Source organism: Faecalimicrobium dakarense (assembly GCF_000499525.1).
Lineage (GTDB): Bacteria > Bacillota > Clostridia > Peptostreptococcales > Peptostreptococcaceae > Faecalimicrobium > Faecalimicrobium dakarense.
Map to the genome: position 1 here is coordinate 1 of NZ_HG529314.1, position 16,853 is coordinate 16,853.

The 16,853-nt window shown below is 26.9% G+C and carries 19 protein-coding genes; 5 read left to right on the forward strand and 14 right to left on the reverse strand.

What is annotated here, in order from left to right; all coding sequences use genetic code 11:
- The 7 genes from BN899_RS07465 to BN899_RS07495 form a co-directional block, all read right to left on the reverse strand.
- The coding region (locus BN899_RS07465; RefSeq protein ID WP_042274265.1) for a CD3324 family protein at window positions 1-267 on the reverse strand (267 nt) is incomplete at its 3' end.
- A gap of 319 nt (window positions 268-586) precedes the next feature.
- Window positions 587-1,015 (reverse strand): N-acetyltransferase, encoded by a 429-nt coding sequence (locus tag BN899_RS07470; protein WP_042274266.1) that lies wholly within the window; start codon window positions 1,013-1,015, stop codon window positions 587-589.
- 244 nt (window positions 1,016-1,259) lie between these two features.
- A complete protein-coding gene (locus BN899_RS07475; protein ID WP_042274267.1) occupies window positions 1,260-1,721 on the reverse strand; it encodes a ferritin family protein in 462 nt (153 codons plus the stop codon).
- 152 nt (window positions 1,722-1,873) lie between these two features.
- Window positions 1,874-3,133, reverse strand: a complete 1,260-nt coding sequence (locus BN899_RS07480; RefSeq protein WP_042274268.1) for a cation:proton antiporter — start codon at window positions 3,131-3,133, stop codon at window positions 1,874-1,876.
- Between the two features lie 145 nt (window positions 3,134-3,278).
- The gene (locus BN899_RS07485) at window positions 3,279-4,619 is read right to left on the reverse strand and encodes a sulfatase-like hydrolase/transferase (RefSeq protein ID WP_042274269.1); all 1,341 of its coding nucleotides are present in this window, start codon (window positions 4,617-4,619) and stop codon (window positions 3,279-3,281) included.
- A 2-nt stretch (window positions 4,620-4,621) separates the two neighbouring features.
- Window positions 4,622-5,476: a carbohydrate ABC transporter permease gene (locus BN899_RS07490; protein ID WP_242824123.1), complete on the reverse strand. Its 855-nt coding sequence runs from the start codon at window positions 5,474-5,476 to the stop codon at window positions 4,622-4,624.
- A gap of 12 nt (window positions 5,477-5,488) precedes the next feature.
- Window positions 5,489-6,457 (reverse strand): carbohydrate ABC transporter permease, encoded by a 969-nt coding sequence (locus BN899_RS07495; protein WP_242824124.1) that lies wholly within the window; start codon window positions 6,455-6,457, stop codon window positions 5,489-5,491.
- 293 nt (window positions 6,458-6,750) lie between these two features.
- On the opposite strand from BN899_RS07495, the gene BN899_RS07500 reads away from it, so the two are divergent.
- Window positions 6,751-7,899 (forward strand): AraC family transcriptional regulator, encoded by a 1,149-nt coding sequence (locus BN899_RS07500; protein ID WP_042274271.1) that lies wholly within the window; start codon window positions 6,751-6,753, stop codon window positions 7,897-7,899.
- Between the two features lie 40 nt (window positions 7,900-7,939).
- On the opposite strand, the gene BN899_RS07505 is transcribed toward BN899_RS07500, so the two are convergent.
- The 4 genes from BN899_RS07505 to BN899_RS07520 all read right to left on the reverse strand — a co-directional run bounded on the left by BN899_RS07505 (window position 7,940) and on the right by BN899_RS07520 (window position 12,144).
- The gene (locus BN899_RS07505; RefSeq protein ID WP_042274273.1) at window positions 7,940-8,914 is read right to left on the reverse strand and encodes an N-acetylglucosamine kinase; all 975 of its coding nucleotides are present in this window, start codon (window positions 8,912-8,914) and stop codon (window positions 7,940-7,942) included.
- A 156-nt stretch (window positions 8,915-9,070) separates the two neighbouring features.
- A complete protein-coding gene (pfkB, locus tag BN899_RS07510) occupies window positions 9,071-10,033 on the reverse strand; it encodes a 1-phosphofructokinase (RefSeq protein WP_242824125.1) in 963 nt (320 codons plus the stop codon).
- The gene (locus tag BN899_RS07515; protein WP_042274281.1) at window positions 9,996-10,871 is read right to left on the reverse strand and encodes a tagatose bisphosphate family class II aldolase; all 876 of its coding nucleotides are present in this window, start codon (window positions 10,869-10,871) and stop codon (window positions 9,996-9,998) included. The genes pfkB and BN899_RS07515 overlap by 38 nt, the downstream gene beginning before the upstream one ends.
- A 79-nt stretch (window positions 10,872-10,950) precedes the next feature.
- Entirely contained in the window at window positions 10,951-12,144 is a 1,194-nt protein-coding gene (locus tag BN899_RS07520) for an SIS domain-containing protein (RefSeq protein WP_042274283.1), read from the reverse strand.
- Window positions 12,145-12,307: 163 nt separating this feature from the next.
- Here BN899_RS07520 and BN899_RS07525 point away from each other — a divergent pair, with 163 nt between their 5' ends.
- Both BN899_RS07525 and BN899_RS07530 read left to right on the forward strand, forming a co-directional pair.
- Window positions 12,308-13,423: an anaerobic sulfatase maturase gene (locus BN899_RS07525; RefSeq protein ID WP_042274286.1), complete on the forward strand. Its 1,116-nt coding sequence runs from the start codon at window positions 12,308-12,310 to the stop codon at window positions 13,421-13,423.
- A gap of 201 nt (window positions 13,424-13,624) precedes the next feature.
- A complete protein-coding gene (locus tag BN899_RS07530) occupies window positions 13,625-14,038 on the forward strand; it encodes a cytidine deaminase (protein ID WP_334291367.1) in 414 nt (137 codons plus the stop codon).
- 92 nt (window positions 14,039-14,130) lie between these two features.
- Here BN899_RS07530 and BN899_RS07535 read toward each other — a convergent pair whose 3' ends face one another.
- The 3 genes from BN899_RS07535 to BN899_RS07545 form a co-directional block, all read right to left on the reverse strand.
- On the reverse strand, window positions 14,131-14,670 hold the full coding sequence (locus tag BN899_RS07535; protein WP_042274290.1) for a DUF2812 domain-containing protein: 540 nt from the start codon (window positions 14,668-14,670) through the stop codon (window positions 14,131-14,133).
- Between the two features lie 2 nt (window positions 14,671-14,672).
- On the reverse strand, window positions 14,673-14,996 hold the full coding sequence (locus tag BN899_RS07540) for a PadR family transcriptional regulator (protein WP_042274293.1): 324 nt from the start codon (window positions 14,994-14,996) through the stop codon (window positions 14,673-14,675).
- Between the two features lie 158 nt (window positions 14,997-15,154).
- Window positions 15,155-15,868 carry a cyclic nucleotide-binding domain-containing protein gene (locus BN899_RS07545; protein WP_042274294.1) on the reverse strand — a complete coding sequence of 238 codons (714 nt, stop codon included), beginning with the start codon at window positions 15,866-15,868 and terminating at the stop codon, window positions 15,155-15,157.
- A gap of 133 nt (window positions 15,869-16,001) precedes the next feature.
- Between BN899_RS07545 and BN899_RS07550 the strand changes: the two genes are divergently transcribed.
- Window positions 16,002-16,424, forward strand: coding sequence for a DMT family transporter (locus BN899_RS07550; protein ID WP_042274297.1), 423 nt, complete (start codon window positions 16,002-16,004; stop codon window positions 16,422-16,424).
- Window positions 16,425-16,434: 10 nt separating this feature from the next.
- Window positions 16,435-16,853: DMT family transporter (locus BN899_RS07555; RefSeq protein ID WP_042274298.1), on the forward strand; the 419-nt coding region annotated here is incomplete at its 3' end.

The window sequence follows — 16,853 nt, forward strand, 5'->3', positions numbered from 1 at the left end:
TTGTTTTTCTTGTCTAATAATTCTTCTAATACTATTTTCAGTAAGGTAGTAGTAATCAGTAAGTTCTTTGACAGACATACCTTCTTTATATTTATTAAAAATCTCTACATTTCTTTTCTTTAAATCACTCTTAGTTCCACTACTCTCTCCCCAAGATTTTTTATTACTAGACTTTCTAGGTATATATAAATATCCACCATCTATATATTCTTGAATTAATTCAATAACATCTTCAGGTAATATATTTTGTGCTTTTTCATATTTCATAGTTCTCGCTCCTATCTACTTTTTAGTTCGTAAATAATGAAGCAAAGACTGCACAAAACAACTTAACCGAATTTAATTTCGGCTCCGAACAAAGTTTAGTTCCGTATGTATATTACAGTCTTTGCACGGAGCCAGAAACAATAACTAGCACTGGTCTATTTTGCATAAATAACACTCCTTTATATTAATTAATTTATATTATTTTAATAATTTATAGTTTTGTTTTGTATATAAAACATATCATAGAAATTATAACATCTAAAGTTGTAGTACACAAAGGTCATAAACAATTCTGTATTAAACTTAACCATTATAATATTTATTTTTTATACCTCATTATATACTCCATAAAGTTAGAATCTTCATTTTCTTGCTCTACAATTATTTCAAATCCCTTTTTCTTATAAAACTCAACTGAAGATTTATTATCTTTATAGACAGCTAAATCTAATTGTTTGTATTTATCTAATGCAAAATCTATTAATTTACTTCCTATACCTAGACCTTGTTTATTAACATCTACAAACAATGCTCCTATAAATCCATTTTCTATAATAGCTATAAACCCATATATTTTAGAGTCTTTTTCATATACAAAAACTTCAGACATCGGTATATATACATCTTTAACTACATTGTAATTATTTATCCAATAACTTTCATCTATAAAATCATGAGCTTTTATGGTAGCTTCTTTCCATATATTCATAATAGCTTCTATATCTCTATTTTCTAATTTTCTAATCATTTTCTATATCTCCTATAATAAAATTTTTATCTGTTGCTTTTTATAAAGCAAACATAAACTCACCTCCAATTACTTTTATTAAATTCTTTATATGATTAATTATACACCACTTAAGCCGATTTTTTTAATATAAAACAACTATAATAATTTTATATAAGTAAAAAACAATAAATATTTATACTCTCTTAACAAAAAAACTATAGCTCAAAAGAACTATAGTTTTTTATATTATTTTGTTTATATACTAATATTTATAATCTAGTCTTGATCTATTTAATAGATAATTACTAAGCTTCTTATCATGTTTACTTATAAGTTCTTTTAAATCATTAACATAGTTTTTCTCTTCAATAAATTCTTCATTTATAACATTTTCTATATCCTTTAATCCTAATTCTTTAGATTCATTAACTAAAGAATTAACTAAGTCTAATGAATTTTTCTCATGTTCTAAAAGACTATATAAGCTTTTAACTATATCATCACTAACTATCCCATTAAGTAGGGCATATCTACCTGCACTTTTAATTTTATTCATTGCCATTTCTTCTAGTTTTATAGCTGTATCCTCATAATTTTCGTTTTTACATATATAACTAAGTGCTGATAATGCAGCTGCATAATAAATTTCATTATTAAATACTTCATTTATAGAATCTTCTAGTTTTGTATTTTTCGCTTTTCCAATAAGATTTATATCTTGCATAATTATCTCCTTTATTTATACACCTTGTTGATTTCGTTAAATATAAATTTAATCTTTATTTATTTTTTACTACTTCTCCTAGTATATGTGCATTTTATTATAAAAATTAATTATTTTTTATTTTAACAACTATATTTCATGTATAAATTTTATTATAGAGATACTTTATCCTCTTTATCCGATTCTTCTAATACTCCAAGTTTTTTAGCTACTAGCTTCGTTGTACTTCCTTGTATAATAAGTGTAACTAGTACTGTCATAAATACTACTGAAGATATAATTTCATATCCAGGTACTTTCATAGCTGTTATTATACCACAAAGTGCTGCTGGTATAACTCCAGTTTCTCTAACCCACATCATAAATAGTATTTCTTTTTTATTCCATTTTGCTTTTTTATCAAATAATACACATACTAAAACACATATAGGTCTTGCTATAAACATTAATCCTAATACAACAATTAATGATGGTATAAAGTATTTAATAAGCATCGGAATATTAACTTGACTTCCTAAAATAATAAATATTGACATACGACAAATTGTCCCCAAAGTTTCTCCAACGTTACAGTCTGCATCGTATGACCTTTGTGAAAGCCAAATTTTAAAGTTTTTCTTGTTACCTGTTATTATACCTACTATAAAACATGCCATGTATCCACTTCCACCAAATTTAGTTGCTACTTCATATGCTATTATTACAGATAATATAGATATAATCGGAGCAAAGTCTTTAAAAATTCCATAAGGTTCATCATTAACTAGCTTTAAAAGTACTATTCCAGTTACTATACCTACCGAAACTCCAACTACAACCATTAAACCTAACTCATATAAGTTTTCTGTTAAAGAAAATTTTCCAGACAGTATTATAGCAATTATAGCTGATGTAAGTATAGCCCCTGTTGCATCATTAAAGGCTGATTCACTTATAACTGTTTGTTTTAGTTTATCTTTTATTTTTACTTGGTTAAAAATTGGAACTAAAGTTGCTGGGTCTGTTGATGCTATTATTGATCCGATTAATAAAGCAGTCATTGATGATATCCCAAAGCTTATTCCAGCTATCTTTCCTACTATAAAAGCTGATATTAATACACCTACTGTAGATAATAAAAATACACTTATTCTTACATTTTTAAGTACCTTCAAACTAATTTCTTTCCCACCTAAATATAATATAAATGCCGAACCAAAAGTTAATATTAGTTGATTTTCAACTTCATATTGGCTTATGTCAAAAAATTTCAAAACGGAAGGTCCAACTATGATGCCTGCTATTAGAAAAAGTACTACATCTGGTACTTTTAAAATTTCACTTAGTTTAGAACAAATTATTCCTGTAACTGCTACTATCGCAAAAATTACTAGCAAATTATTACTAGCAATTGTTTGTATAGAAGATTCCATGTAAACATCCCCCTTTTTTATTAATTTAGTTTATTTACTTATTATATTAATATAGGATTTAATAAGTGAATGATTTCTCTGTTAAATATGTTTAATATTATATCTTTCTATATATAAAAATCTCCCAATTTCACGGGAGATTCTTTTACTTTTTATTTTTAATTTTAATATCTATATGTTCAATGTTTTTTATACATTCTTTGATTCTTAATCGAAGTTGTTCTTTAATATCTTTATACCCTCTATGATTTATTAGATTTACCTTTTCTAATGGGTCTTTCTCTAAATCATAAAGATAATGCTCTTCATATTCTAAGCTATAACTATCTTTATAAGGGTGTTTATTTGGATCTATTATACAGTATTTATATTTTTTAGTTCTAAGTGCTCTACCTACATAACTTTCACTTATTTGTATAAATACATCATCTCTACTTACTTTATCATGAGCTAAATCAAGTAAAGATACACCTTCCATAAACTCAGGTTTGCTTCCCTTTGCTATATCTATTATAGTCTTAGGTATATCTATTAAGCTTGATAGTTCATGAACTACCTTACCACCTTCAAACCCTGGACCATAAGCTATTAAAGGAACTCTTATAGTATTTTCATAAAAGCTTCTTTTATAATCATCTGCTCCACCTTCAGGTAGATTTTTATTTTTAGTTTTAAAGTGGCAACCATGGTCACTTGTATAAATTAATACTGTGTCTTTATCTATATTTAAATCTCTAAGCTTTTTTCTTATTCTTCCTAGATTATCATCTAATGATTTACAGCATCCTAAGTAATCTGGGTAATTTTCTTTATAGTCTCCTTCTATAGATTTTAAATCTTCTGGAAGGTTATATTCCCTAAATTTATCCTTTGAACCTTCTGGTCCTTCATATGTTTTCCTATCATTTTGATGATGTGGTTCTATATGAGACAAAAATAATAAAAATGGTTTTTCTTTGTTTCTATTTTCTAAATAATCTATAGCAAAATCAGTTATTTTATCAGCTCTATAACCTTCAAATTCTATTTTTTCCATATCTTTATTAAAAATATATCCATCATATCCATGAGATGTAAATTCTAATACATCTGATGCCATCCAATAATCCTTATATCCACCTCTTTTATTTTCTGGAACTGGAGAAGTTGAAAAATCACATTCATCTTTAGTTGATGCAAGATGCCACTTTCCTACATATGCAGTTTCATATCCTTCTTCATTTAATAATTTTGCTATTGTAACCTCATCTTCTTTAAGTCCTATATCATTTATAAAGCATTCTGTTTGAGTTGCATACTTTCCTGTTTGCATACAACTTCTAGCTGGACCACATACCGGTTGACAAGTAAAAGCATTTTCAAATTTTACTCCTTCACTTGCCATATAATCAAGATTAGGTGTTATATCTAATTTTTGACCATAACATCCAACTGTATCAAATCTTTGTTGATCTGAAAAAAATACTATTATATTTGGCTTTTTCATATCTATCCCTTAAGACCTCCAACATTAACTGCTTCTGTAAGCTTTTTATTAAGTAATGCATATACTATTACCGTTGGTATTATTACTATTACCATACCTGCAAATAATGCACCCCAGTCAGTAGAGAATCTTTGAACTTCCATTAAGTTTTGAAGACCAACTGGTAACGTCTTTTTAGTATCATCTGTAAGTAGTGTAAATGCCATTGCATACTCATTCCAAAATCCCATAAAGTTAAATATTAAAACTGTTAGTACTCCTGGTTTTATCATTGGAAGTACAACATGTCTTATAGTTTGAAGTCTTGTGCATCCATCTATTACAGCAGCTTCTTCATATTCCTTTGAAACTCCTTTTATAAATCCGGTTAAGATAAATATTGCAAAAGGTAATTGAATTACTGAATATATTAAACTTAATGCTGTTAAGTTATTTAATAAATTAAGCTTTGCTACTAGTAAAAATAATGGTACTAATATATAAGTTGGTTGTATAAATAAACCTAATGTCATAGCAAGCATTATAAGTTCTGCTCCAAAGAATTTAAACCTAGCTAAACAGTATGAACAAGGAACTGCAAGTATCATTAAAAATACTGTAGATATTAACGTTACATATACTGAGTTGAAAAAGTACCCTGACATATTTGCTTTATTCCAAGCACTTATGTAGTTTGTCATATTATATGCTCCTGGAAGAGCCCATGGGTCAGCAAAGAATTCTTGTGATGTTTTAAATGATTGCATTACTGTCCAAAGTAGGGGAACTAATACCATAAATAAAAATGAAATTAATATTATTCTAAGAACTGCCCCTGTAAACACATTTTTTATTGTAAATTTATTATCTCTAACCAATGTTCTCCCCCCTTATAATTCAACTACTTCTTTTTCTGTAATCTTTTTAACTATTAAAGCAAGCGCTATAGCTATAACAAATACTACTACTGATATTGCCATAGCATATCCGTAATTTGCATTCATAAATGCTTGAGTATCCATCTGATTTAATAATGTTGATGATGCATTGTCAGGTCCACCCTTTGTCATTACTTTTACAAATATGAAACTTAAATTAAATGCACCTGTTATGAAGAATGTAATTGTGACTCTTACTACTTCCCATATTAATGGAAGAGTTATTATAAAGAATTGTTTTATTTTACTTGCACCATCAAGTGTTGCTGCTTCATATAAATCTTGAGGTATTCTATTTATTCCTGATATATACATTACCATATAGTAACCTGTTGCTTGCCATACCATTGTAAATACTAATGCCCATAAAACTGTATCGCTTTCTCCAAGCCAAGTTCTTTTTAACATTCCCATTCCTATAAAATCTAAGAATGAATTTAGTATACCTAAGTTAAAATCATATATATACATAAACAACATACCTATAACTACCATAGATAATACATTTGGTAAGAAGAATATTAATCGGTATAACGTTTTCTCCCACTCAAATATTTTACCTTGAGTAAGTATTACTGCAAAGAATAGTGCTAGTAACATAGTAATTATTGGGAATAGGCCTAATATAAAGAATGTATTTCCTAAAGATTTCCAAAATACTGGGTCATTAAATAGAGTTACAAAATTTTCAAATCCTATAAATGTTGGATTACTACTAAGTCCAGTAGATCTATAAAGCGACATTTTAGCTGCATTTAACATAGGATATATTTTAAATAATAAAAACAATAAAACAGTTGGAACTACACAGCAAAATATAAATAAATTTTGGCTTCTTTGTCTTTTATTTTTTCCTAATATTTTACTAAATTTAGGCTCTTTATTTTGTGGCTTTTTTGGCGTTACTGTTTTTGCATCCACATATATTCCCCCTCTTATAAGTTAATTAATTTTCTATACTATAATAGTAGTCCCATTTATCATCTATTAAAATAGATTAATCTTACCCCTATATAGAAAATTTTTACATTTATAGACCTAAATCTTTTAAATAAACATTTTCCTGTATGTATTTTCTTTATTATATAAAACATATTTTTCTTATTTTTAAAATAAAGTTTAAACTAATTGCAATTATTTACTTGAGTTTATTAATATCATATATATATAATTTAAATATATTTAAATTGGATTTTTTAGGGAGTGATAAATTCATGTTCAATAAAACAACCAGTCCTAACTTTAAAGATTTTGGTGACATTACTTATAAAGAATTAGACTCAAATACTTCTACTTTTTATAAATTCAGTAATAAAAGTATTAAAAATTTTAAGCTTACGACTGATGACAATACAATGATAAGTGTTTCAAAAGGTGTTGTTATGATTTTAGTGTCACTTGGCATTAATAATATAAAATCTTTTATAATAAATAGAAATCTTATTATAAAAAAAGGAGTATATTTTAACTTTATTTCTATATCTGATGAAGCAGAAATTTTAATTTCATCACATTCTAATGAATTTCCATTAGTTGATTTAGAAGAAGAGTATACATATTCGTCTATATCGTCATCTTTAAATATAAATGAAATATATACAAAGTTTTATCAAGAAAAAGGAATTAATTATAACTTCCCAGGTGAAACTCATCCTTACTGGGAATTAACCTATGTTGATAATGGGGTACTATCAACTACAGTAGATGGTAAAGATTATGAGTTAAGGCAGGGTGATTTAATTTTTTATGCCCCACTACAATTTCATACTCAATCTACATTAGATAAAAATAGTAGTTCTTATCTAACAATTAATTTTAATATGGATTTTAACCATCATGAATTATTGTGTAATAAGGTATTTAATCTTCAAAGAGAATCTTACTCTGTGGTTAGTAATCTTATAAAAGAGCTCTCTAATGATAGTATATATTCTAATGATTTAGCCCTTTGTTATTTAAAACAACTTATAATACAAACACTTAGATTAGAAAATTCTTATTCTCAATCAAGACCGACTACACATATGCAACAAACTTACGAAAATCAACTATTAAATGATATTATTAAATTTATAAATGATAACATTGATTCAAAAATATCTGTTGATACTTTATGCAGTCATTTTTGTATAAGTACTTCTATGCTTCATTCTTTATTTAAAAAGAATATGAACAATACTGTGAAAAATTATATAAATGAATTAAAACTTAATAAGAGCAAGGAACTTATTAAAAGCTCTACATATACACTTAGTGAAATTTCAGAAATTCTTGGATTCTCATCAATACATTATTTTTCTAAAAAATTTAAATCAAGCTTTGGAGTTTCACCTACCGAATATTCGAAATCTATTTATAAATAAAAGAAAGAGTGAATTTTATTAATAAAATTCACTCTTTCTTTTATACTGTTTGTGTCTTTATATCTTTCCTTAAATTTTCTATTATATCTTCATTTATTACATTTTCACCTAGTTTATATGCCAGTAAACATGCCCCTTCATCTGGGCCTAATATAGGTTTTATAAATTTTACATTATACTCTTTTAATTCTTCTTTTAATGGATTTAATATTATTTCATTACTTTTGAATACTCCACCTGAATATGATACTAATACTTCATCCTCGAAATCTAATTCATTTATTATCATTTTTACTAATAATCCTAGTTCATAAGCTGCATCTTCAAATATTTTTATGGCATTTTTATCTCCTGCCCTAGCACTATCACAACAAATACTTGAAAACTCAGCTATCTTTGTTCTATCTTTTTTTAGAGTATTTATTGCATAATCAATTATATCGAAGTCATCACTTAAATTTAAGGTCTCTATTATATTATCATAAAGGTCTCCTCTTTCAATTCTCTTATCTGATTCTTTTGAAAATACTTCTAAAGCTTTTTTTCCTATCCAATGAGCAGATCCTTCATCTCCTATATAATCTCCCCATCCACCACATCTAGTAAAGTTTCCTTTAGAGTCCTTTCCAAGTGCAATCGATCCTGTTCCACTTACAATATTTATACCATCATTTCCTGCAAGTGATCCACAAAGCCCTACTTCAACATCGTTTCCAACTTCAAATTTTATATCTTCAAATAAATTTTCTACTATCTTATCAAGTTTTAATTTAACACTTTTTACTTCTCCATATCCTGGAAGTCCTAAAAATATTGCATCTATACCTTTTCTATCTATGTCTAAACTTGATATTAATGATTCAAACCCTTCTTTTAAAACATTTTCTACTCCTTCAAAACCAATTTGTTCATAGTGTGTTGTTCCTGCAATATATTGTCCTAGTTTTAATCCCTCTTTATTTATTAATGTAAAACTTGTCTTAGTTCCTCCACCATCAATCCCTACATAATACATAAAATTCCCCCTATTTATAAAAATCTTTTGTATTAATTTAAAATTGCTATAATATAATTTTAGCAAATATAGTACATCACTTTATTAAGTCCTTATGTACTATATTTGCTACTTTATAAATTATTTTTACTTTTAGTAAATGTTAACGCTCTATTTTTATATATTTACTTTACTATTTTTATGTTTATTTATCTTTATATAGTTTTTAAATTTTTCAATATCATCTAGTTTTATATGCCCAGTTTCCATGTAAAGTGCATTAGACATTCCACATGCATTAGCTAATTTTAAACATTCTTCTAAATCATAATTTTTAAGTACTCCGTATGCAAACCCTGCAATTGATGAATCTCCACTTCCAACTGGATTTAGTGCATCTATTGTTGGTATTTCTACTTCATAAACATTATCCTTATTTAGAAGAATCATTCCATCTTTTCCCATGGATACACATACATTTTCTATACCTTTATCTATTAAACTTCTAGCTGCATTTATTGCATCTTCTTTAGAATTTATTTTTGATTTAGCTAAATATTCTAATTCATCTTGATTTGGTTTTATTAAATATATATTAGAATCAAGAGCTAATTCTAAAGATTGACCACTAGTATCTAATATAAACTTTACTCCTTTATCATTGCATAATTTACCAACCTTTGAATAATATTCTTTAGGTAAACCAGCTAATAAGCTTCCTGAGGCAACTAATACCTTTGTATCTTTTAAAACTTCTTCTAATTTATCTTCAAATTTCTTTATATTTTCTTCATTAACTATAGGCCCTTTTTCTAAAACTTCTGTACTTACTCCATTTTTATCTATGATGTTTAAACATATTCTAGTTTCTCCATCTATTTTTGTAAATTCATTTTTAAGACCTATTTTTTCTATTTCGTTTTCTATATAACTTCCATTAAACCCACCTAAAAATCCAAGACAAGTTGGTGTTTCTCCTAATTTATTTACGACTTTAGCAACATTTAGCCCTTTACCTCCAGCAGTAGGGTTTACAAAATTAGCTCTTTGTACAGATCCAACTTCAAATGTATCTAATTTATATAATCTATCTATTGAAGGATTAAAGGTTATTATTGTAAGCATAAGCTTTGTTCTCACTCTTACACATTTTTATTTTTTCAACTACTACATCATACATTGCAGCTTTTGCCGGAACTAAATATTGTCTTGGGTCTGATGCTTCTGGATTTTCTTTAAAATATTCTCTTATAGCACTAGAGAATGGTATTTTAAGTTCTGTTGCTATATTTACTTTACATATTCCAAGGTCTGTTGCCTTTTGTACTGCTTCATAAGGGACACCTGATGCTCCATGAAGCACTAAAGGTATATCTACCATAGATCTTATTTTTTCTAATCTATCAAAATCTAACTTTGGCTCACTTTTATATAATCCATGAGCTGTTCCTATTGCTACAGCTAGTGAATCTACTCCTGTTAATTTTACAAATTCTACTGCTTCATTAGGATTAGTCAAGAAAGAGTCTTTTTCATCCACTACTAAATCATCTTCTACTCCACCTAATTTCCCTAATTCTGCTTCAACTGTTGCGCCATATTTATGAGCAAAGTCTACTATATCTTTAACTATTTCAACATTTTTACTAAACTCATGCTTAGATGCATCTATCATAACTGACTTGCATCCAAGTGTTATTATTCTTTTTATATCTTCTACATTCTCATGATGATCTAAATGAAATGTTACAGGTATATCATTTATTTCACTTGCTTTTTCTATTATTGCTAATAAGTAATTTTCATTAGCATATTTTACTGTTGATGGAGTTGCTGCTAGTATTACTGGTGATTTTAAATCACTTGCAGCTTGTAATACTACTTGTATAGTTTCTAGATTGTGTATATTGAAGGCTGGTATAGAATACCCTCCTTTTTGTGCATTTAATAACATTTGTTTTGTTGATATTAAACTCATTTTTAAATCCCCCTGTATGTTATAATTTTTAGCAATGTACCTAATTTATATATTGTTAGTGATATGAGTATAGTGAATTTTATTTATCTAATTCATGTAATATTACCCCTTGAACCACCCTATTTACTTCACCTGTTGGGCATGGATTATCTGGTGTTATTCCCAAGGTAACTGATTTTAAGAATGATAATAATTGTCCAAACATTATTTGTTGAAGTGGAAGTAACGCTTCATTTTTAACGCTATAATTTATTTTATCTAAATCAAAGTTGTAATTTGATTTATCTAGTATTTCCTTATCAATATTTGATCCCACAACTACCACTTTGTCTTTTTTTCTATGATGTAGCATTTCTTTAGTTAAATCTAAATCATACTCTCTAGTATATTCATCATTTGATACATAAATAACAGTTACTGTATTATCGTCTATTACTGATTTTGGACCATGTCTAAATCCAAGTGGTGTATCATAATTCGCATTAACAATTCCTGCTGTTAATTCTAATACTTTAAGGGCACTTTCTCTTGCTATCCCCTTAGAAGTTCCTGAACCTAAATATACTATTCTTTCAAACTTTTCACTTACTAAATTATTTACTTTCTCAGCATTTTCTTCTAAAAATTTATCTGATGAAGATGCTAATAATTCAACATCCTTTGCATAATTTTCTATATTATCTATATTAAATACTGCCATAGCACTCATAACCATTGTTGTAAAACTACTTGTCATTGCAAATCCTAAATCATTAGTTTGAGATGGCATTAAAAGTAATAAACTTTTTTCGTCTTCTCTTGTATTTTTCGCAAGTTTACCTTCCTCATTACAAGTTATTACTACTTGATATAAATCATCTACTAATTGATTTGCTAACTCTACCGCAAATACACTTTCAGGAGAATTTCCTGATCTTGCAAAAGACACTAAAAGTGTTGGTATATCTTTTATAAAATAACTTTTAGGACTTGCGACTAAATCAGTTGTAGCTATTGCTTCTACTCTCTTATTTATAAGATTTGTCAAGTATGGCTCGCAAGTTTCACCTGCAAATGCTGAAGTTCCTGCACCTGTTAATATTATTCTAAAATTATCTTTTGCCATAAATTTATCCATAAATGACTTTATTGTATCTTTATTATCTACTAAGTTTTTTACAGCTTCTCTCCATGCATCTGGTTGTTGTACTATTTCTTTAGCTGTATTTAAACCTTTACATTCCTCTAATTTTTCTACTTCTATACCTAATAATTTTTCTACTACTTTTTCCATTAATGTCTGCCCCCTTATTAACCTTTATACTCATATTGTATATTTTTGTAATTGATATGTATTTGCAATTTCGTTCTTATGTTTTGTTTTTTTGTATTAAATAGATTTTGTTATTATTTGTATGTTATAGTCTAATTAGAATGTTTTATTTTGGGGGGATTTTATGAATATGACAATACTTATAAAGCCTAGTTCAAGTAATTGTAATATTGACTGTAACTATTGCTTTTACAAGGATTCATCTAAAAATAGAGAAATTTATAGCTATGGTTTTATGAATGAAAATACACTAAAAAAGGTTATTGAAAGTGTATTAAATGAAGATATAGAAACTTGTAATTTTATGTTTCAAGGGGGAGAGCCTACTTTAGTAGGTATTGATTTTTATAGAAAAGTAATATCCCTTCAAAATCAATTTAATACTAAAAATATTGAAATAATAAATTCAATACAAACTAATGGAATAAATATAGATGAAAATTACGCTAAATTTTTTAAAGAAAATAACTTTTTAGTTGGAGTGTCTTTAGATGGTCCTAAAAGTATTCATGATTTATATAGAGTTGATTACAATAATAGTAGTACTTTTGATAAAGTAATTGATGGTATTGATTTACTAAAAAAATTCGATGTCGATTTTAATATATTGTGTGTTGTAACTAAACAAAGTTCAAATTATATTAATGAAATTTATACTTTTTACAAAAATAAAGGTTTTAGATACCTTCAGTTTATACCTTGTATTAAAAACTTTAAAAATAATAAGCTAGAAAACTCAAATTCTAATTATTATTTAGACAGTGATAGTTATTTTGATTTTCTTAATAAACTTTTTAATTTATGGTTTGAAGGCATTAAAAATGGTGAATTTATTGAAATTAGAAATTTTATGGAGTATTTAAATGTATTAAAAGGATATACTCCTACTAGCTGTGGAATGGGTGGATTTTGTAGTTTACATACTGTAGTAGAGGCTAATGGCGATATTTATCCTTGTGATTTTTATTGTGTTGATGAATGGGTGCTAGGTAATATTAACGAAAGTTCCTTAAAAGATATTAGATTTTCTAATAAGGCTAAGATTTTTTTTGAAAGGTCTTTATATATTCATGATAAATGTAAAAGTTGTAAGTACTTTAAGCTTTGCGGTGGAGGTTGTCGACGTAATTTAGAACCTTTTATAAATGGTATCCCTTCTTTTAACTATCAATGTGATGGCATTATAAAATTTTTAAATAATAATATAAATAAGCTTATTTATATTTCTAGGCTTATTTAAAATAATCACCACTAATCAGATATTGTTTCAAATTCATAGTTTTTTTATGAATCAAAGCACATTTCAAGTTGGTAAGATTTTTATTAATTTATATACATTTTAATTTATTAGTGTTATAATAATAATCCTTTTATTATTATCCTTAATTTTGAGTATAATATAAAAGGATTATATTATAGAAAGTGTTAGGTGAAATTAATGATAGACGCGAAATTATTAGTTGAAAAAGCTTATGAAGCTCAAAGCTTTGCTTATACGCCATATTCTGGTTTTAATGTTGGGGCAGCATTACTTGGTACAAATGGGAAAATATATTTAGGTTGTAATGTAGAAAATGCAGCTTTCACACCAACTAACTGTGCAGAAAGAACAGCATTTTTCAAAGCTGTTTCAGAAGGACAACGTACATTCTCAGCAATTGCTATAGTAGGGAATAAAAGTGATGCTGAAGAAACTGAATATTGTGCACCATGTGGAGTATGTAGACAGGTAATAGCAGAGTTTTGTGATCCTAAAACATTTAAAATTTATCTTGCTAAAAATAAAGATGAATTTAAAGAATATACTTTAGAAGAACTTCTTCCATTAGGATTTACTAACAAAGATTTAAAATAGATTAAAAATAAGTTATCTCAAATAATAACTATTACTAGGGATAACTTATTTTTTATATTATTTAAAATTTATTTTTCTTTACTTTTATTCTACTAATTGCTTTTCTTTTTTAATTTTTTTACCTTCTTTTTATATGCCAAAATAATACATCCAATTAAACACGATAGTATAAAAGACATAGCTGCAAAACCTAAGTTAACATATATATTACGGTCTACCATAGCTTGTATCCCAACAATTAAGTTAGAAATCATCGCCATTAAATTTATAATAAATACAGCTAAAAATGATTTTAAAATTCTATTATAATGCTTTATTCTAGAATCTATATCTGAGTATAAATCAAAAGTACCTTCACTTGCTTTTTTTCTAAAGTAAACCCATCTCATATATGAGCAAACATATTCTACACCTGTATCTTCTAAAAATTCTATATATGATTTACTCTCAGGATGACTCGGTAGGTTTTCTAATATTTCTATCCTATAAATATATTTTCCCGGGACATCTTTTTCAAAAAAATACGTACACCAACTATAATTTTTTAGTATCATTCCCTTAGCTGCCATATCATTTAACCACTTTTCTTCTTTTTCATAAGAACAATAAAGTTTGTGGATTTTTTGTAGCACGTCTATTCCCCCTTTAATATATTTTTGCCAGTTTGAATTAATTCTTCAAGTCTTCTCATCTCTTCTTTTAGAACTTTAATTCCATTTTCAGTAATTATATATTCTTTTTTTCTACTTTTACTTTCTGTAGAAACAGACTTTATCCATTGCTTTTCTACTAATGTATTTAATGCACCATATAAAGTACCTGCACCTAAATTAACTCTATTATTACTAACTTCTGTTATATACTGCATTATTCCATACCCATGTCTAGGTTCACACAATGCAAGAAGTATATAGTAAGTGGCTTCTGTCAAAGCCCCTCGTTGAAAGCTTTCTCCCATTATTATACCTCCTTTATAATATTACGTTAGGCAATATATCACTATTCGATATATCGTCTAACGTAATATAAGTATATCGCCAACCGTAATAGTTGTCAACTTATTATAAAAAAAACCGTACCTACTCTATTTTAGGCACGGTTTTTTTAACAGTATATTTATAAAAATGTAGTATCTTTATATAAATCTCCTGCTAATTCTATTAGAAGTTCTTTATTAATAACTCTATATCCGATATTATCCTTTTCTAATACTCCCTTTTTACACAAACTATTAAAAGTTCTTAGTAAATGTCTATAGCTACTTCCTAAAAGCTCTGCTATACTAACCAAATTCTCATCAAAATTTATATATTTTTTAGAATTTGAATGCCTAATCGGAATTGATAATTCATTAATATAACTAGCTAATCTATTTTCAAGTGGATAAAGTAAGTTTATAGAGCTATTCATACTTATTACGAAAAGTTTTTCTGCTAAACTTTCACAAGTGAATTTTAAAAATTTTCTATCCGTTATTAATTCTTCCCTTGCTTTTTCCATAGGAATAACTAAACAGTAGCAATCGCTTAATGCTTGTATTGATCCTGATGCTGCTTGATTTTTTACAATCTCTATATCACCGATTACTTTAAGAGGTGTGTAAAAATTTAAAAGTAATGTTCTGCCATTAGGTAATGTCTTAAATAACTTAGCTTTTCCTTCTACAAGAAATATAAAATATGGCATATTCTCCCCTTCTCTACATAGGTATTCATTTCTTTCAAACTTAAGTAACTTTATATGGTCTTTCATATCTTTATCAAAGAATTGGTTCATATTTAGTTCACTGTAGTAACTCTCTATAACAAATAAATCATCTATCTTTTTCACTCTAATTTGTCCTTCCATTTTCTATTTTTTTCTATTATATTTTTTATTTTACATATATATGTGACATATGTCATTATCTTTATTGTTTATTTATGGTATTTTATTAATTATTATAAGAAAAGAGGGATTGATAATGAATTATATTATTTCAGTTTTCACAGGAGCACTACTCGCTCTAATGGTTTCTTTAAATGGTACTGTTGGAAATGCTTCTGGAAATTATGCTTCAAGTGTAATAATACATGTTATAGGACTTGTTGGAATTATAATCGTACTTATTGCTACAAAATCAAAAATTAAAAATCTTAAGAATATACCTTTTTATATGTACACAGGTGGACTTATAGGCGTTTTAACAGTTATATTTAGTAATATGAGTTTTACTAAATTAGGTGTTTCTCTAACCATATCTCTTGGATTATGTGGACAATTGGTTACATCTATAATAATAGACCATTTTGGATACTTTAACTTACCAGTAACTAAATTTAATAAAAAGAAAATCATAGGATTTGTCATAATTATATTAGGTATATTTGTGATGACTATACAATAAGGAGGATATTATGATTTATATAATTATTGCAGTTTTATCAGGAGTTACAATTGTTACTTCTAGGTCTGTTAATTCTGTTTTAGCTGATAAAATAGGTATGTATCAAAGTACATTTTTTAACTATGTTTTAGGGCTTATAGGTTCACTTTTACTACTATTTATAAGTGGAGAAACTTTTAGACTTTTTAGTGCTCAGTCTTATAGTGCTACATGGTTTTACTATACTGGAGGGCTTATTGGAGTTATATCTGTAACTTTATCTTCTTATTTAACTTCTAAAGTTACATCTTTTTACTTAACTCTTTTAATATTTATTGGGCAACTTTTTGCAGGAATTTTAATAGATTATATAGCTAGTGGGTACCTTTCTATTTATCAAGTAATTGGAGGTATTTTAGTAATAATTGGCCTTGGATATAATCTATTTAT